Genomic DNA, 15,640 nt, shown 5'->3' with positions numbered 1-15,640 from the left:
CATGGACGAAGTGCGCGTGCTGGCACCGAGCGGGATGCTCGGCGCCGGCTGGGACCACGCGACGGTCGAACGCGGCATCGCACTGGGCGCCGACGTCATCAGCATCGACGGCGGGTCGACGGACTCGGGCCCGTACTACCTCGGTGCCGCGACGGCCAAGACGACCGCCAAGGCCGTGGCACGCGACCTGCGCAGCCTGTTCACGGCCGCCGCGGGCGCCGGGATCCCGGTGATCGTGGGCTCGTGCGGGACGAGCGGGACCGACACCGGCGTCGACTGGGTCGCCGGGATCGCCGCCGAGGTGCTCGCGGAGGAGGGCCTGGACCTGAAGGTCGCGAAGATCTACAGCGAGCAGGACGCGGCCGAGCTGAAGGAGCACCTCGGCGCGGGCCGCGTGCACCCGTTGCCCCCGCTGGGAGAACTGGCCGCGGAAACCCTGGAGAGCTGCACGCACGTCGTCGGCGCGATGGGCCACGAACCGATCGTCGAGGCGCTGCGCGCGGGGGCGCAGGTGGTGCTGGCGGGCCGCGCGACCGACACCGCGGTGGCGGCCGCGTACCCGCTGATGCGGGGCATGCCGGCCGGCCCGACGTGGCACGCGGCCAAGATCGTCGAGTGCGGCGGCCAGTGCACCGACAACCCGCGCGCGGGCGGCGTCCTGGCGACCATCGACGCGGACGGCTTCACGATCGAGCCGCTCGACCCGGGTGCGGCGTGCACGCCGATCCTGGTCGCCGCGCACATGCTGTACGAGACGGCGGACCCGTTCGAGATGCGCGAACCCGACGGCACGCTCGACGTCCGCGAGGCGGAGTACACGGCCGTCGACGACCGGATCGTCCGCGTCACCGGGTCGAAGTTCCACGTCGCCGACCAGTACACGATCAAGCTGGAGGGCGCGCGGATCACCGGGTACGAGACGATGTCGTTCTCGGCGATCCGCGACCCGCTGGTGCTGGCCGACATCGACGAGTGGGCCGAGCTGATGCGCACGTTGATCACCCGGCGGGTGGGCCAGACGCTGGGCCTCGCCGCCGGCGAGTACGCGTTCGACCTGCGGCTGTACGGCCACAACGCGGTGCTGGGCGAGCTGGAACCGGAGAGCGGGCCGCCGCGCGAGGTCGGCGTGATGCTGCTGGTCAACGCGCCCGACCAGGCCACCGCGACGGCCGTGGCGAAGGTGGCCAACCCGCTGATGCTGCACCTGCCGACGCCTTCGATGGGCTACCTGCCGAGCTTCGCGTTCCCGTCCTCCCCGGCGGAGGTCGAGCGCGGGGCGGCGTACGAGTTCGTGCTGAACCACGTCGTGGACTGCGCGCCGCTGGACCTGTTCCGGATCGAGTTCGAGGGGACGACCCGTGCCTGACAAAACCTTGGCGGACCTGGCCCACGAGGTCCGGTCGAAGAACGCCGGCCCGTTCTGGGTGACGCTGGAACTGTTCCTGCGCGACGCCGACGGCTACCGCTTGGCGGCGGACGAAGATTTCCTGAACGAGCGCGTGGTGGCGGCGCTGTACCGGGTCGACGAAGCGACGATCCGGATCTTCCGGATCCCGTCGTTGAACGTCGTGAAGATTTCGTTCCCGCGCCCGGTGAGCCAGGGTTCGCTGCGGGACCGGGACACGCACGCGGGGCAGCACCACGTGCCACTGGCGAGGATGGCCGTGCGCTAAGGCTGACGGCCCGGTGTCCCCGAGGACTGCCGGTCGGCCGGCCAGACGCCGTGCCGGGAATGCCAGCGCATCGGATCGGCGCCGCGTTTCAGTTCGATCAGGTTGAACGCCTCGAGCCCGGTCAGCGGGCGGCCCCGGCGACGCAGGAAATGCCGGATCCGCCCGAATCTCCGCCGCGGTTCGTGATTGTCGTTCGCGGTGACTCGCGCCATGGCGGCTCCCCTCCGTGGGTCACGGTATCGGGATTCCTCGCCGATGGCGGTCAATTCGAGGAAATCGCGCAATTCGGTGCTCGGCGGGCGATCTGGATCAATTTCCGGGTGGCGGACGCGGCCGGCGCCGACGCATCCGGGGCGACGGCACCCGTTCGGGTGTGGTCGGCGACACCGGTCTCGTCCGGTTGACTTCAAGTGCTTGAAGTTCTGCATGCTGGCTCCCATGGCGGCAGGAGTTGCGGGCGAGCAGGTGTGGCTGACGATCCTCGAGGCGTCGCGGCGCAGCGGGCTGAGCGAGCCGACGCTGCGCTACTACGAGCAGATCGGGCTGATCGGCCCGGTGCCGCGGGAGCCGAGCAGCGGGCACCGGCGGTACGACGCCGAGACCATGGACGTCCTCGATTCGCTCGGGTGCCTGCGTTCGGCGGGGTTGCGGGTCGAGGACCTGCGGCGCTACCTCGCTCTGCTGGCCCGCGGGGACGCGGCCGCCGCCGAGCAGCGGGAGTTGTTCGACCACCACGCCGATCGGCTCGAAGCCGAGATCGAGCGGCTGCGGTCGCGGCTGGCGTACCTGCGGGTGAAGGCGCGGCTGTGGGACGCCCGCGACCGCGGTGACACCGACGCGGCGAAGCGGCTCGTCCCGGAGCTCCTGGCGCTGATCGAGCGGTTCTGACCGGAGGACGGAAGACATGAACGACGACAACCGATCGGTGGTCCTGGTGACCGGGGGTACCGGCTACCTGGGCGGGCATGCCGTCGCGCGCCTGCTGGCCGACGGGCACCGGGTCCGCACCACCGTGCGCGACCCCGGGCGCGCGGCCGAGGTGCGGGCCGCCGTGGGACCCGGTGATCTGGAGGTGGTGGCCGCGGACCTCGGCGCGGACGCCGGCTGGGCCGAGGCGGCCGAAGGGGTGGACGCCGTGCTCCACGTCGCCTCACCGTTCCCGCCCGGCTCGCCCGAGACCGACGACGAGGTGATCCGCCCGGCTCGCGACGGCGCGGTGCGCGTGCTGGCGGCCGCCCGGGAAGCCGGGGTCCGGCGGGTCGTGCTGACGTCGTCCTTCGCCGCGGTCGGCTACGGCGCCACGCCGCGGGAGGAGTACACCGAGGCCGACTGGACCGACCCCGCCGACCCCAACAGCGCCTACGTCCGGTCGAAGGTCATCGCCGAGCGCGCGGCGTGGGAGCAGGTGCGGTCGGCAGGCGGCCCGGAACTGGCGGTGATCAACCCGGCCGGCATCTTCGGCCCGGTCCTCGGCGGCCGCCTGTCGTCGTCGGTCGCGCTGGTGCGGGCGATGCTCGACGGGGCGGTGCCGGTGGTGCCGCCGCTGCACTTCGGCGTCGCCGACGTCCGGGACGTCGCCGACCTGCACGTGCGGGCGATGACCCACCCGCGGGCCGCGGGGGAGCGGTTCCTGGCGGCGGCCGGGAAGTCGATCAGCTTCCTCGGGATGGCCCGGATCCTCGCGGAGACCGTCGGCGGGGACGGCCTGCCCACCGGTGAACTGACGGCCGAGCAGGTGCGGGCCGCCGCCGAGACCGACCCGGCGATGCGGGAAGCGCTCGGCAGGCTCGGCCGCGTCCCGGTCATCCGCACGGACAAGGCGCGGAGCGTGCTCGGCTGGCGGACCCGCCCGGTGGAAGAGACCCTGGCCGACACCGCCCGCAGTCTGCTGGCGGTCCGGGCCGGCTAACGCTCGCGGCGGAGCCGGCGCCGGGGGATCTTCCGCCGGTGGGCGGCCAGCCAGCCGGCGATGTCGGCGACCACGGCCGGGTCGACGTGCTGCGGCGGCTCGTACCCGGCGGGTGTGGAGGGTCCTGCGCCGCGGAAGAACATGTGGTCGTCGGCGTCGTGGACGCGGATCGTGACGTCGGGCCGGTGGGCCAGGCCCGCCTGCCAGTCCGCGAGGTCGCCGGCCGCGGTCACCTGGTAGTCGCGGCCGCCCTGCAGGATGAGTATCGGCCGGTCCAGTCCCGCCGCGGTCGCGACCGGGTCGTAGCCGCGCAGGTCCAGCCAGTACGACGCCGGCCAGCCGAAGAGCAGGTCCGACGGCGGGATCGCGGCCGACAGCTCGGGGCTCTCGACGAGCGCGGCCTGCCGGGTGACCGCCTCGACGGCCGCCGTCATGGCCGGGCCGGGATCCAGGTCCGCCAGGTACCGGACGACCCGGACGGCCGCCCGGCTCAGCGGCAGGGTGTCGCCGGCGAGGCTCACCAGCCCGGCGATCGACGCGTCGGCGGCCGCGACCCGCGGGGCCGCCTTGCCGCCGCCGCTGTGACCGGCGACGAACACCCGCTCGGCGTCGACGGTCCGCTGCCGCTGGAGCAGGCGGACGGCCGCGAGCGCGTGCGGCACGTACTCCTCGGTCAGGGTGAACCCGGGTTCGGCGCCGACGTGGGGGTGGGTGTGGGTCACCTTGTCGAACCGGGCCACCGCGACACCGCGGCTCGCCAGGCCCCACGCCAGGTCCTTGAACGGCTTGTTCGGGCCGGTCGTCAGGTCGCGGTCGAACGGCCCCGAGGCGAGCAGCACCAGCCCGGGCCACGGGCCGCGCCCGGTCGGGACGGTCAGCGTGCCGGGCACCGCGAGCGGACCGGAACCGACGGTGACTTCCCGTTCGGTGAACCGTGCCGGGTCGGCGTAACCCGGTGGTGCCCAGGAGGTGCCGCCCGGGGGCGCGAGCCGCAGGCCGTGCAGCAGTCCGGCGTCGTCGACCGACATGACGACCGTGAGGCCGCCGCGCTCGCAGGTCACCGGAACGCTGACCCGGACCAGCCCCGCCTGGGCCGGCTCGCTCGCCGGGGCGCCGACCGCCGAGACCGGCCCGATCTTGGCGAGCTCGCTCTCCCAGCCGACCCGCAGCGTCTCGGCGGACGCCGCCGCCCGCAACCTCGGCGCGAACATCGCCTCGACGTCGGCGAACCGCCGCTCGGCCGCCATGCCGACCACCGCCGCGGCGACCGCCGCCGGCCCCTCGTCCACCACGCCGCCCCCATCGTTCTCGTGTTTTGCGAACGGTATCACCGTGTGAGATCGTTCGGTAGTGGACACCTTGGAACTGCTGGCCCACCCGGTGCGGCTGCGGATCGTGCACGCCATGCGCGGCGGGCGGACGCACACCACCGCCCAGCTCTGCGCGTTGCTGCCGGACGTCTCGAAAGCCATGGTCTACCGGCACGTCGACCTGCTCGCCACGGGCGGGATCCTGCGCGTGGCCGACGAACGGCGGGTGCGCGGCGCGGTCGAGCGCCACTACCAGCTGCGCCCGGAACGGGCCGCCATCGACCCGGACACCGCCGCGGCACTGTCCCTCGAGGACCACCGGCGCGGTTTCGCGGTGGCGGTCGCGGCGCTCGTCGCCGAGTTCAACGCCTACCTCGACCGCGAAAACGCCGACCCGGCCACCGATCCCGTCGGCTACCGGCAGCACGCGGTCTGGCTCGACCGGGACGAGCTGGTCGCGATGAACGCGGAACTGCGCGACGCGATCCTGCCCCGGCTGGCCAACGAGCCGGCTCCCGGCCGCACCCGGTACCTGCTCAGCCCCATCCTCTTCCCCAGCGAGCAACCTGCCGGCTGAGCGTCGCTGTACGATCCCGGCACTGATCCGGACCGTAGGGGGAACGATGAGCGGTGTCAGGGTTCTGATCGCGGGGGCGAGCATCGCGGGGCCCGCGCTGGCCCACTGGCTGCGCCGGCGGGGAGCCGAGGTGACCGTGGTCGAGCGGGCGCCGGGGCTGCGTCCCGGCGGGCAGGCAGTGGACGCGCGCGGGGTGACCCGGGAGGTCATCCGGCTGATGGGGCTGGACGACGCGGTGCGCGCGGCCCGCACCGAAACCGCCGGCGCGCACACCGTGGACGCGGCCGGGAACGTGCTGGAGACCTTCAGCGCGGAGGACGACGGCGGCGACGGCTACATCTCGGAGATCGAGATCCTGCGCGGAGACCTGTCGCAGGTGCTGTACGACGACACGCGGGACGGCGTCGAGTACGTCTTCGACGACCGGATCGCCGAGCTCACCCAGGACGCGGGCGGCGTCGACGTGACCTTCGCGGGCGGCGACCGACGGCGCTTCGACCTGGTGATCGGGGCCGACGGGCTGCACTCGTCGGTGCGGGCGATGGTGTTCGGGCCGCGCGAGCGGTTCGTCCGCCACCTCGGCCACGTGCTGGCGTTCTACAGCGTGCCCAACGAGTTCGGGCTGGACCGCTGGCTGCTCGACTACCAGGAGCCCGGGCGCTCCGCCATGCTGCGGCCGATCGGCGACGCCACCCGGGCGATGGCGATGTTCTCCTTCACCGCGGCGGGCTTCGACGTCGACCACCGCGACATCGAGGCCCAGAAGCGGCTGCTGCGCGAGCGCATGGGCGACTTCGGCTGGCTGACCCCGCGCATCCTCGCGCACCTCGACGACACCCCGGACTTCTACCTCGACCAGGTCGCCCAGGTGGTGATGGACCGCTGGTCCAGCGGCCGGGTGGGGCTGATCGGCGACGCGGCGTTCAGCTCGTCCCCGCTGTCCGGCCAGGGCACCGGACTGGCCCTGGTCGGCGCGTACCTGCTGGCCGGCGACCTGGCCGCGGCGGATTGGGACCCGGCGGCCGGGTTCGGCCGCTACGAGGAGCGGATGCGCTCGTTCGTCGAGGCCAACCAGGAGATAGGCCGCCTGCACGCCCGGATGCGCGGCGCCCCCGGCCCGGACACCGAGCCGGCGGGCGAGCCCGACACCGAGTGGCTCACCGATCTGGTCCAGCGCGCGATCAACGGCGTCGAGCTGCCCGAGTACGCGGGGGTGCCGGACTCCGGACCGTCGGTCGCTTCGCCGGTCACGCGGTAGGTCCGGCGCTGTCTCGCCGGTGCCGCCGCGGGCGACCGGCCCGGGGGTTCGTCCCTGATCGGGGACGGCAGCGTGCACCGGTCGCCGGCCGCACCACCAAGGCCGAACCATCCCCGCGCGCGAGTCGCGGAACCATCAGCGCGGTCGCGACTGCCCGGGTCCCCGACGACCACGTCGGCAGCGGAGTCCACTGTGGACCACACGGTCAGCGGTCCCCATCGGTCCTTGGCCGCTGGCCGAGTTCCTCGGCTAGCACGGTGTCGATCTTCGCCGCGGCCCGGCGCACCGCGAGCACGACCCAGGCGACCACCGCCGTCACGACGATCGCGATGGCGGTCGTCCACGCGGTCCCCTCGTCGGCGGGCACCACCGCGATCGCGGCCGCGGCCAGGAGCGGCCACCGGCCGACCGGCGTGGTCCGGAGGTGCTGTGGGTGGGACACGGGATCGTGGGCGGTCAAGAAGACCGGGCCGTGAGCACTCACCAGGCGTCGACCTCTCCTTCGGGATCCGGCAACGCACGGGGAGTCGACCGAAAGAGGGGTGAAGTTACTGACTGCGATCGAATTGACGGAAAAACGGCGGCAAATACACTCGAACGAGTGATTTTCGGTAGGTAGGCGAAGCAATACCTGGCCGGCGGCCCGGATCGCCCGAAGAGGTTACTTCCCGCGCTTCGCCGACGCGGTGCCCTTAGGGTCGCTTTCAAGATCGACCAGGGGAGCCCAGCATGCGTTTGCGTTCCATCGCCGCAGTGGTCCTGCTGGCCTGCGCGTCCGGTGTCGTGCCCGCCGTGACGGGTGCCGGTGCGCAGGCCCTCGCGCTGTACCCGTGCCCCGAGGTGCGGGATCCGCCCGACTACACGTTCTCCAACCCGTCGCGCTCGTGGCTCGCGACGAACCTCCGCAGCGACTACCTCCGCGGGCCGGGCACGATCACCTACAACAAGACGGCGACTTCGACGGTGAACGCGTCGATCACGGGGACGACCAGCGCCGAAGCGGGCGTGATCTTCGCCAAGGCCAGCGTTTCGCTCGCGGTGAGCGTCGGCGCGAGCTACGCGAAGTCCGACTCGTGGTCCTACGCGGCGACGGTGCCCGCCGGCAAGGTGCTGCGGTTGCAGCAGTACAAGGAGGCCCGCACGTTCACCGTGCGGAAGTACCACATCGTCCCGCCCTGCACGACGAAGTACCTCTGGACGAAGAAGGTCTCCGCCCCGGTGAAGAACGCGAGCTACCTCTGGCAGCTCGTCAGCTGAGCCGGCGGATCCGGGTGCGCAGGTCCGCGGCCGTGGTCCCGCAGAGCTCCGCCAGCCGCGCCAGGGCCGCGGAGTCCAGGTGCACCTCGTGCGGGGCGCCCGTCGTCCCGCACTCGGCCAGCCTGCCCTCCGCCCAGCGGCGGAGCGGGGCCAGGTCGTCGTGCCGGGCGTCGACGACGCGCCGCAGGTCGATCCGGACGCCGTCGGAGTCCGTGGTGCCGAAGGTGCCGGAGTAGCGCTGCCCGACGCGGGCGAGCAGCGCTTCGGGGGACACCTCCAGCGCCAGGCACAGTTCGACCAGGCGGACGACGGAGCACTGCCGGGTGCCGAGCTCGTAGGTGGCGAGCGTCTGGAGCGAGAGGTCGCTGCGCAGCCGGTGGTTGAGGTCGCGGCGCGTCAGGCCGCGCTCCTCGCGCAGCCGGCGGAGTTCCTCGCCGAGCATGCGCTGGTAGGCACCGGCATCCAGCTGCACCATCGCTCCTCTCCGTCGAGCTCCACCGCGGCGGGCCGCACGGGCACACACTAGCCTTGCCCCTATCCTGGCTCCACGCCGAGAGACGGCCGGTGCGCGCTGGACGAGGAGGTGGCTGACGGGTGCCCGACAGCTCCGCGCCCCTCGACCCGGTGACCGGGTTGCCCGGCCGCGCGGTGCTCGAAGCCGGGCTGGCGCCGCTGCTGGCGGCCGGGACCGGGAACCAGGTCGCGGTGCTGCTGGTGGGCCTCGACGGATTCGCCGTGGTGCGCGACGGTCTCGGGTTCGACGCGGCCGACGAATTGCTCGCGGGCGTCGCGCGGACGCTCGGGGAGATCTTCCGCGACCGCCGGCCGGTGCTCGCGGTGCTGCCCGGGGACGTGTTCGCCGTGGCGCTGCCGGGCGAGCACGACGCGGTGTCGGTGGGGGAGCTGGCGGAGTCGGTGATCGCCGCGCTGGGCCGGCCGTCCTATGTGGATGGTCTGGGGGTCGGGGTCAGCGCGAGCGTCGGCGTTTTCCTCACTGACACGCGCAAGGCGCTCCCGGCGGAAGCGATCCGGTCGGCGCAGGTCGCCCTGCGCCGGGCGAAGGAACTCGGGCAGACGCGGTGGGTGCTGTTCGACCCGGTGGCCGGGCACGCGGACGCGGCGCGGTACCGCCTCGCGTGCGGTGTCGCGGGGGCGCTGGCCTCCGGCGAGCTGGCGGTCGCCTACCGGCCGCACGTCGTGCTGCCGGACGGCGAGATCGTCACCTCCCTCAACGCCGTGCTGCGCTGGCGCCACCCCGAGCTGGGCGAGCTGCGGCCCGAAGAGTTCTACCCGCTCGCCGAAACGACCGGTATGACGGTGGCGCTCGGGCGGCACCTGCTGGCCGAGGCGCTGCGCACCGCCGGCGACTGGCGGGCCCGGTTCGGCGACGCCGCGCCGATGGTCTGCCTGACCCTGCCGCGGCGGATGGCGATCGACGGCGACCTCGTGCGCGTCGTCGGTCAGGAGCTCGACCGCAACGGCCTGGCGCACCGGCACCTGATGCTCTGCACGGACGCGCCTTCGCTGCTGGACGACCGCGGCGACCTGCTCGGCTCCCTCGCCGAGCTCGCGCGGGCCGGCGTGGTGTTCGTCGTCGACATCACCGGGCTGCCCGAACTGGAACTGCTGCCCGCCCTCGACGTGCCCGCGCCCGCCGTGCTGCTCACCGGCGCCATCATCGACGCGCTGGAGGTCGACGACCCGCCGGAGCAGGCCGTGCGCGCCATCCGGCAGGTGGTCGAACGCGCCGGGGAACTCGGGATCAAGATCGGCGCCCGCGGGGTGCTCTCCGAGGAGCACGCGCGGCTGCTGTTCGGCATCGGGGTGGTCGTCGCCTCCGGGCCGTACCTGCCGACGTACCCGACCCGCGCGGAAGCCGAGACGTGGGTCGGCCGGACCTTCCCGATGGGGTGACCGGGGAAGCGCCGTGGTGTCCACATCGGACTGTCCGGGCCCGGTGCCTGCCCGGCGAGACGGTCTCGCCGGGCAGGCCGGTCAGCGCACGGCGGCCGGGCCGAGCTGCAGGACCACGGCCGTCCACGTCATGCCGACTCCGATGCCCAGCAGCAGCACGTGGTCGCCCGGGCCGGCTTCGCCCGTGCGGAGCAGGTGGTCGAGGGCCACGATCTGGTCGCTGGCGCCCAGGTGACCGACCCGCAGCCCCAGCTCGGTCATCGTGCGGTGCTCGGGAATGCCGAGCGGGCGCAGGATCTGCGTGTGCACCAGGCGGCGCCCGTAGTGCGGGGCACAGACCCGGGCGATGTCGGGCAGGTCGACACCGGCGTCGGCCAGTGCGGTCTTCACCACCGTCGTGACCCCGTCGGCGTTGCGGCTGTCGACGTGCGCCGGACCGCCGTGGCGGCCGAGCCACTGGCGCTTGCGGGCGCGGATGTCGAGCGACTGGTGCGCGGTGATGCTGGCCGGGCGGAACGGTTCGTTGCCGCGCTGCAAGCCTTCCAGTGACGGGTCGGTGTAGGAGGCGATCGCGCGGATCCGCGCCAGGCCCGGCCGCCGGGACAGCACGACCGCGCTCCCGGCGTCGCCGTAGACGATGCCCGTGTCGGTGCTCCAGTGCGGGAAACCGGGCGCGCCGAACCGGTCGCCCGCGGTGATGAGCGCGGCGTCGTGGTCCGGGCGGCCGCGCAGCACGCTCGCCGCGACGTCCAGGCCGGCCACCAGGCTGTTGCTCATCGCGCCGAGCTCGAGCGTCAGGCCGGGGCCGGCGCCGATGCCGAGCTGGTCGCGCACGTAGGACGCGGCGTGCCAGAAGTCGATGCCGGAGTGGTAGATCCCGGCGTGCAGGCACAACGTCGGCCAGACCGGCTCGCCGCCCGTGGTTTCCGCTTGGCGCAGGGCTTCCCGCCCCGCCCGCACGGCGAGTTCGGGACCGGGCAGCCCGGCGACGGCGGTGGAGAGCTGGCCGGTCCGACCGGCGTCGCCGGCGGAGAACTCGCCGGCCGCCAGCGACGCGGCGACCGGGCTCAGCGCCCCGACGTCGGTGCCGATCCCGTTGAGGTGCAGGTCATCCACGCGCATCGGCGGGCACCTCCGGCAGCACGGCTTCGATCTCCGACAGCGCGTCGTCGAGGTGGAGCGGGGGAGCGGACGCACAACCGGCGGCGGCGAGCTCGGCGGCGACGGCTCCGGCGCTTCCCCCGGCGAACCGGTGGAAACCCGCGAAGCAGGCCGGACCGGCGCCCGGAACGGCGATGGCCAGGTGCGCCCAGCCGGTTTCGCGGTCCCACCGCACGATCAGCCGGGTGGGCCCGGCGACGGTGTGGGTCTCGCGAAGCACCTGTGTCAACGTCGTGGCGGTCAAGCAACTTCCTTTCGGCACGGCGAACCAGCGCACGCCACGGGGCGCGCGCCGGCGGAAGGGTGGGCGGGGACGCGTCGTCGGGCCCCGGTGAACACCGCGAAACCTAGCGCGATGATCATGGGTGCTCAGCCACCCCCCGATACTCAGAGTGATCGCGTGGACTGGTACAGGAAGCGATTTTCCGAGAATTGCTTGGGTTTCCCGGTTGGTGATCATGAGGATCCTTCGGGTGTTGGTGACTCTCGGTAGCAGTCTTGGGGTGCGACCACGTCCCGCCCGCGTGCCCGGCGAGCACGTGAGCCTGCACGTGCCGCGACACCGCGTTCCCGCCCGTTCCGGGAAATCCACTCCTCCGGTGGCCGAGCCGCCATTCCCGGTGAACCGCCGGCCCGTCCCGCACCGTCCGTGCCGGCGGTTTCCCTCGCTCGGGCGGGTTTCGCCACCCGGCCGTCCGCGCCATTCCCCGGGTGTACGGAGAACACCCCACGAGGAGGTCGGCATGTTTCTCGAATTCGCTGTTGTGCTCACGCTGGTCGCGCCGGTGCCCGCCGCGGCGGCGGGCGCCGGTTCCTACCCCACGCAGGTGCTGCAGCTCACCAACGTGCAGCGCGTCAAGTACGGTTGCGGGCCGCTCGCCGACAACCCGCTGCTCGCCGACGCGGCCGACGGGCACACCGGCGAGATGGCGCGCTACCGGTACTTCAGCCATACCGGGCGGGCCGGCGAGGACCCGGCGGCGCGGATTTCCGCCGCCGGGTACCGGTGGCAGCGCTGGGCCGAGAACATCGCCGCCGGGCAGCGGACGCCCGAGCAGGTCGTCGATTCGTGGATGCACAGCCCGGTGCACAAGGCGAACATCCTCGACTGCCGGCTGACCGAGCTCGGGGTCGGCTACACCGTCGATTCGGCGCGGAAGGCGTACTGGACGCAGGACTTCGGCACCCCGCGCGGCTAGCCGTATACGGTCCCGGCACTCGTGGTCCGTGCGGGGCCGTGTGCCCTCGACCGGGCCCCAGGTGCCGGCCGGCTGTCCCAGCGGTGTCCCAGCGGGGTCACGTTCCCGCTGGTCCGGTGGGGTGGGACCGTCCCGCCGTCCCGAGTCGCGCGCCGGACGGCGACCGGCCGGGGCGGTCCCTGCCAGCCTGCTCGCCATGCAAAGACTCGCTCTGACCGTCGCGGTGCTGCTGGTGTTCCCCGCCGCGGCCGCGACCGCGGTCGCGGCCGAACCCGTCGCCGTGTGCGGGCACACCACGGCCCAGCCCACGCTGAAGCAAGGGGCGACCGGCGCCCCGGTCGCCGAAGCCCAGTGCGAACTGAACCTCGCGACCAAGGCGAGCCGGTACACGCCCATCGGCGCGGACGGCTCCTTCGGCCCGGCGACCGACGCCCGGGTACGCGTGTTCCAGCGGTGCGCCGCCCTGAGCGTCGACGGGCAGATCGGCCCGAACACCTGGGCCGCGCTGAACACGTGGTCGGCGCGGCCGCGCAAGTGCGCCACCCCGGGCACGGCGGAGACCGCGCAGAGCGTGGTGTGCGGCCTGTCCACCGCCCGGCCCACCTTGCAGAGCGGTGCCACCGGCACGGAAGTCAAGGAGCTCCAGTGCCGGCTGAACCTCGCCATGGAGCCGGGGCACTACCCGCCGCTGACGATCGACGGCAACTTCGGTGACGGCACCCGCACCCGGGTGATCCAGTTCCAGCACTGCGTCAACGCCAGCGCCGACGGCGTCGCCGGGCCCACCACCTGGGCGAAGGTGACCGACTGGTCCGGCCGCAACACCTACTGCGTGCCGCCGAAGCCCGCCGGGCACCCGATCGACGGCGTCGACACCGCGAAGTACCAGCACCCCGGCGGCGCGCCGATCAACTGGGGCGCGGTCAAGGCGTCCGGCGTCGAGTTCGCGACCGTCAAGGCGACCCGCGGCCTGAACGTCACCGACGACTACCTGGCCACGGACCTGCCCGCCGCGCGCAACGCCGGTCTCGCCGTGGGGCCGTACCACTTCTACACCGGTACGGCGGCCGGCACCGGCGGCGCGCAGGCGGACCGGTTCATCGCCGCGGTGCGGGCCACCGGGTACACCGGCAAGCGCGCCGGCGACCTGCCGCCCGTGTTCGACCTCGAGTGGAAGGACGACGGCTCCGGCGGCTGCCCGCCGTACGTCACCGTCGCCGACGCCAAGGCGTGGCTGGACAAAGTGCAGGCGGCGTTCGGCCGGACCCCGATCATCTACACCCAGAAGTCGTTCCTGGACGCGTGCCTGGGCGGCACCACGGCGCTCTCCGCGTACCCGATGCAGCTCGCCGACTACCGCCAGTCCGTCACGCAGCCGGCCCTGCCCGCCGGGACGAAGACCTGGCTGATGTGGCAGTACACCGACGCGGCCATCCCCGACGGCATCCCTGCGCCGGCCACCGGGGACGTCTTCAACGGCACCCAGGCCGATCTCGACCAGCTCGCCAACCGCTGATTCCCCGCTAGGAAAGGACGAGAATGACCCTCCCCATGAGCCGCCGCACGGTGCTGCGCGGCGCGGTGGTGCTCGGCGCGGCCGCGGCGGTCAGCCCGCTGCTGCTACCGGGCGTCGCCCAGGCCTACCCCTGGTCGCGCACCCTGGCGCAGGGCGCCACGGGTGCCGACGTCACCGAACTCCAGATCCGGGTGGCGGGCTGGGCGGCCGACGCGCCCAGCCACAGCCGGGTTTCGATCGACGGCGAGTTCGGCCCCGGCACGGCCGCGGCGGTCCGCAGGTTCCAGTCCGCCTACGGCCTCGGCGTGGACGGCCAGGCCGGCCCGGCCACCCAGGCCGCGCTCAACGCGCTGGAGCAGAGCGACGGCTCCACCGTCCACTTCGACTTCAGCGAATTCACCGACCGGGTCAGCGGCACCTTCAACGGCGGCAAGGTCAGCGCGGCCACCGCCAAGGAGAACGCCCGCCGCTGCATGTACAAGCTGGAGGCGGTGCGCAAGAAGCTCGGGAACAAGCCGATCACGGTGAACTCGGGGTTCCGCAGCATCGCGCACAACGCGGACATCGGCGGCGCCAGCGACAGCATGCACCTCTACGGCACCGCGGCCGACCTGAACGTGCCGGGCGTGGCCAACAAGACCGTGTACCAGAAGGCCGAGACCAGCGGGTTCTCCGGTCTCGAGACGTACAACACCGACCACCAGCACGTGGACAGCCGGGCCGACCTCGGCCGCTCGTGGTGGTGGGAGAACGGGACCGTCTGACGGTCGGGGCTGCCGCCGGGAACCTGGGGGTTCCGGCGTCAGCGATCCCGCCCCGTGCCGCGAAGCCCGCGCCCTCCGGGCCCGTTCCCGGGCCGCCCCTCGTGGAGGGCGCGGGCTTCGCCCTCCCGGTGCTCAGTGCGGCGGCGGGTTCTGGAGGGCGGCCGAACAGGACGGCCAGTCGTGGAAGTCGTGGCGCGCGCTCCACAGGCGGTGCGCCGCGTCGATGTTCCAGACCGGGTCGAACGCCTGCCGCGGCGTGCCGCCCAGCTCCAGCAGGCGGGCGTCGGAGATCTGGAAGACGCCCCAGTTGCGGCTGCCGTTCGTGTTCGGCAGCACCCACAGCGGGTCGAGGAACGAAGCGCAGCGGGCGATCGCGACCGCGGTGTCCGGCGCCTCGGTGAACACGGCCCGGACCCGCTGCTCCACCATGGCCGCCGACCAGCCCGCCAGGCTGGTCCGGTGGTCGTACAGCGCGTTCTTGGTGGCCTCGTCGACCACGCCGCGGGCGGGCAGGCCGGCCAGCACCTGGAACGCGGTGACCCGGCGCAGCGTCTCCGGGCCGAACGAGCCGTCGACCGAGAGCCGCCCCTGGGCCGCGACCAGCAGGTTCTGCACCTCGGTGACGCACTCGTCGTGCTGGCCCATGCTGACCGGGGGCTGGCAGCCGGTGGAGAACAGCACCCGGTCCGCGTACCGGCCTTGCGCGGCCGGCCCGGGCCCGGTCCCGCCGGCGGTGGCCCAGGCCAGGCCGCCCGCGAGCAGGCCCGCGATCGCGATGGCCACCGCCACGTACCCGCGTCTTCGCGGCCGCGCCCGCGCCACGGCCTCGGCCGGCTCGGACGGCCCGTCGTCGGCCCGGCCGGCGTCGGCCAGTGCCCACAGCTGGTGCAGCTCGCGCAGTTCGTCCGTGGACGCACCGCAGACCTTCGCGAACGAGTGGACCACGCGGTAGTCGGCGGGGACGCTCTTGCCCGAGCAGTACCGGTGCAGGCTGGAGCCGCTGACCCCGGCCCGCCGGCCCAGCCGTTCGTAGCCCTGGCCGCTGCGGTCCTTCAGCATGCGCAGGTAGGCGGCGAACTTGTCCGTGTGCGGTGTCAACGGC

General features: G+C 73.4%; 18 protein-coding genes. 12 read left to right on the top strand and 6 right to left on the bottom strand.

Annotation, left to right across the window (positions count from 1 at the left end; genetic code table 11):
* Position 1: 1 nt before the first annotated feature.
* The 5 genes from AB5J73_RS40005 to AB5J73_RS39985 are packed head-to-tail and all read left to right on the top strand — an operon-like array spanning position 2 to position 3,582.
* Positions 2-1,366 (top strand): acyclic terpene utilization AtuA family protein, encoded by a 1,365-nt coding sequence (locus tag AB5J73_RS40005; protein WP_370964170.1) that lies wholly within the window; start codon positions 2-4, stop codon positions 1,364-1,366.
* The gene (locus AB5J73_RS40000) at positions 1,359-1,673 is read left to right on the top strand and encodes a DUF4387 domain-containing protein (protein ID WP_370964168.1); all 315 of its coding nucleotides are present in this window, start codon (positions 1,359-1,361) and stop codon (positions 1,671-1,673) included. The genes AB5J73_RS40005 and AB5J73_RS40000 overlap by 8 nt, the downstream gene beginning before the upstream one ends.
* A gap of 59 nt (positions 1,674-1,732) precedes the next feature.
* Complete coding sequence (locus AB5J73_RS39995) at positions 1,733-2,077, top strand: hypothetical protein (protein ID WP_370964166.1); 345 nt, start codon at positions 1,733-1,735, stop codon at positions 2,075-2,077.
* A gap of 34 nt (positions 2,078-2,111) precedes the next feature.
* Positions 2,112-2,561, top strand: a complete 450-nt coding sequence (locus AB5J73_RS39990; protein ID WP_370964164.1) for a MerR family transcriptional regulator — start codon at positions 2,112-2,114, stop codon at positions 2,559-2,561.
* A 16-nt stretch (positions 2,562-2,577) separates the two neighbouring features.
* Positions 2,578-3,582 carry an SDR family oxidoreductase gene (locus AB5J73_RS39985; RefSeq protein ID WP_370964162.1) on the top strand — a complete coding sequence of 335 codons (1,005 nt, stop codon included), beginning with the start codon at positions 2,578-2,580 and terminating at the stop codon, positions 3,580-3,582.
* On the opposite strand, the gene AB5J73_RS39980 is transcribed toward AB5J73_RS39985, so the two are convergent.
* Positions 3,579-4,874 (bottom strand): hypothetical protein, encoded by a 1,296-nt coding sequence (locus AB5J73_RS39980; protein ID WP_370964160.1) that lies wholly within the window; start codon positions 4,872-4,874, stop codon positions 3,579-3,581. The genes AB5J73_RS39985 and AB5J73_RS39980 overlap by 4 nt on opposite strands.
* A gap of 58 nt (positions 4,875-4,932) precedes the next feature.
* On the opposite strand from AB5J73_RS39980, the gene AB5J73_RS39975 reads away from it, so the two are divergent.
* Both AB5J73_RS39975 and AB5J73_RS39970 read left to right on the top strand, forming a co-directional pair.
* A complete protein-coding gene (locus AB5J73_RS39975; protein WP_370964158.1) occupies positions 4,933-5,469 on the top strand; it encodes a helix-turn-helix domain-containing protein in 537 nt (178 codons plus the stop codon).
* Between the two features lie 46 nt (positions 5,470-5,515).
* The gene (locus AB5J73_RS39970; RefSeq protein WP_370964156.1) at positions 5,516-6,727 is read left to right on the top strand and encodes an FAD-dependent monooxygenase; all 1,212 of its coding nucleotides are present in this window, start codon (positions 5,516-5,518) and stop codon (positions 6,725-6,727) included.
* A 205-nt stretch (positions 6,728-6,932) separates the two neighbouring features.
* Here the strand turns inward: AB5J73_RS39970 and AB5J73_RS39965 are convergent, their stop codons facing one another.
* Complete coding sequence (locus tag AB5J73_RS39965) at positions 6,933-7,211, bottom strand: hypothetical protein (RefSeq protein WP_370964154.1); 279 nt, start codon at positions 7,209-7,211, stop codon at positions 6,933-6,935.
* A 245-nt stretch (positions 7,212-7,456) separates the two neighbouring features.
* Between AB5J73_RS39965 and AB5J73_RS39960 the strand changes: the two genes are divergently transcribed.
* Positions 7,457-7,984: a hypothetical protein gene (locus AB5J73_RS39960; RefSeq protein WP_370964152.1), complete on the top strand. Its 528-nt coding sequence runs from the start codon at positions 7,457-7,459 to the stop codon at positions 7,982-7,984.
* On the opposite strand, the gene AB5J73_RS39955 is transcribed toward AB5J73_RS39960, so the two are convergent.
* Positions 7,977-8,456, bottom strand: a complete 480-nt coding sequence (locus tag AB5J73_RS39955; protein WP_370973467.1) for a helix-turn-helix domain-containing protein — start codon at positions 8,454-8,456, stop codon at positions 7,977-7,979. The genes AB5J73_RS39960 and AB5J73_RS39955 overlap by 8 nt on opposite strands.
* 122 nt (positions 8,457-8,578) lie before the next feature.
* Between AB5J73_RS39955 and AB5J73_RS39950 the strand changes: the two genes are divergently transcribed.
* Positions 8,579-9,898, top strand: coding sequence for an EAL domain-containing protein (locus tag AB5J73_RS39950; protein ID WP_370964150.1), 1,320 nt, complete (start codon positions 8,579-8,581; stop codon positions 9,896-9,898).
* A gap of 81 nt (positions 9,899-9,979) precedes the next feature.
* Here the strand turns inward: AB5J73_RS39950 and AB5J73_RS39945 are convergent, their stop codons facing one another.
* Both AB5J73_RS39945 and AB5J73_RS39940 read right to left on the bottom strand, forming a co-directional pair.
* Entirely contained in the window at positions 9,980-11,020 is a 1,041-nt protein-coding gene (locus AB5J73_RS39945) for a ketoacyl-ACP synthase III family protein (protein ID WP_370964148.1), read from the bottom strand.
* The gene (locus AB5J73_RS39940; protein ID WP_370964146.1) at positions 11,007-11,303 is read right to left on the bottom strand and encodes a hypothetical protein; all 297 of its coding nucleotides are present in this window, start codon (positions 11,301-11,303) and stop codon (positions 11,007-11,009) included. Before AB5J73_RS39940 ends, AB5J73_RS39945 begins: the two co-directional genes overlap by 14 nt.
* 499 nt (positions 11,304-11,802) lie before the next feature.
* Between AB5J73_RS39940 and AB5J73_RS39935 the strand changes: the two genes are divergently transcribed.
* The 3 genes from AB5J73_RS39935 to AB5J73_RS39925 all read left to right on the top strand — a co-directional run bounded on the left by AB5J73_RS39935 (position 11,803) and on the right by AB5J73_RS39925 (position 14,538).
* On the top strand, positions 11,803-12,258 hold the full coding sequence (locus AB5J73_RS39935; protein ID WP_370964144.1) for a CAP domain-containing protein: 456 nt from the start codon (positions 11,803-11,805) through the stop codon (positions 12,256-12,258).
* 196 nt (positions 12,259-12,454) lie between these two features.
* A complete protein-coding gene (locus AB5J73_RS39930; RefSeq protein WP_370964142.1) occupies positions 12,455-13,774 on the top strand; it encodes a GH25 family lysozyme in 1,320 nt (439 codons plus the stop codon).
* Positions 13,775-13,797: 23 nt separating this feature from the next.
* On the top strand, positions 13,798-14,538 hold the full coding sequence (locus AB5J73_RS39925; RefSeq protein WP_370964140.1) for a D-Ala-D-Ala carboxypeptidase family metallohydrolase: 741 nt from the start codon (positions 13,798-13,800) through the stop codon (positions 14,536-14,538).
* 132 nt (positions 14,539-14,670) lie between these two features.
* Here the strand turns inward: AB5J73_RS39925 and AB5J73_RS39920 are convergent, their stop codons facing one another.
* On the bottom strand, positions 14,671-15,636 hold the full coding sequence (locus AB5J73_RS39920; protein ID WP_370964138.1) for a helix-turn-helix domain-containing protein: 966 nt from the start codon (positions 15,634-15,636) through the stop codon (positions 14,671-14,673).
* Positions 15,637-15,640 lie beyond the last annotated feature (4 nt).

This window comes from Amycolatopsis sp. cg9 (assembly GCF_041346945.1).
Taxonomy (GTDB): domain Bacteria; phylum Actinomycetota; class Actinomycetes; order Mycobacteriales; family Pseudonocardiaceae; genus Amycolatopsis.
Note: the sequence above shows the minus strand (reverse complement) of the source record. Positions and strands in the feature narration are given on the sequence as shown.

Excerpts from the sequence above, each read along its gene's own strand:
- AB5J73_RS39985 (WP_370964162.1), top strand. The coding sequence starts at position 2,578 with ATGAACGACGACAACCGATCGGTGGTCCTGGTGACCGGGGGTACCGGC.
- AB5J73_RS39995 (WP_370964166.1), top strand. The coding sequence starts at position 1,733 with ATGCCAGCGCATCGGATCGGCGCCGCGTTTCAGTTCGATCAGGTTGAA.
- AB5J73_RS39960 (WP_370964152.1), top strand. The coding sequence starts at position 7,457 with ATGCGTTTGCGTTCCATCGCCGCAGTGGTCCTGCTGGCCTGCGCGTCC.
- AB5J73_RS39990 (WP_370964164.1), top strand. The coding sequence starts at position 2,112 with ATGGCGGCAGGAGTTGCGGGCGAGCAGGTGTGGCTGACGATCCTCGAG.
- AB5J73_RS39970 (WP_370964156.1), top strand. The coding sequence starts at position 5,516 with ATGAGCGGTGTCAGGGTTCTGATCGCGGGGGCGAGCATCGCGGGGCCC.
- AB5J73_RS39925 (WP_370964140.1), top strand. The coding sequence starts at position 13,798 with ATGACCCTCCCCATGAGCCGCCGCACGGTGCTGCGCGGCGCGGTGGTG.
- AB5J73_RS39935 (WP_370964144.1), top strand. The coding sequence starts at position 11,803 with ATGTTTCTCGAATTCGCTGTTGTGCTCACGCTGGTCGCGCCGGTGCCC.
- AB5J73_RS39930 (WP_370964142.1), top strand. The coding sequence starts at position 12,455 with ATGCAAAGACTCGCTCTGACCGTCGCGGTGCTGCTGGTGTTCCCCGCC.
- AB5J73_RS40005 (WP_370964170.1), top strand. The coding sequence starts at position 2 with ATGGACGAAGTGCGCGTGCTGGCACCGAGCGGGATGCTCGGCGCCGGC.
- AB5J73_RS39945 (WP_370964148.1), bottom strand. The coding sequence starts at position 11,020 with ATGCGCGTGGATGACCTGCACCTCAACGGGATCGGCACCGACGTCGGG.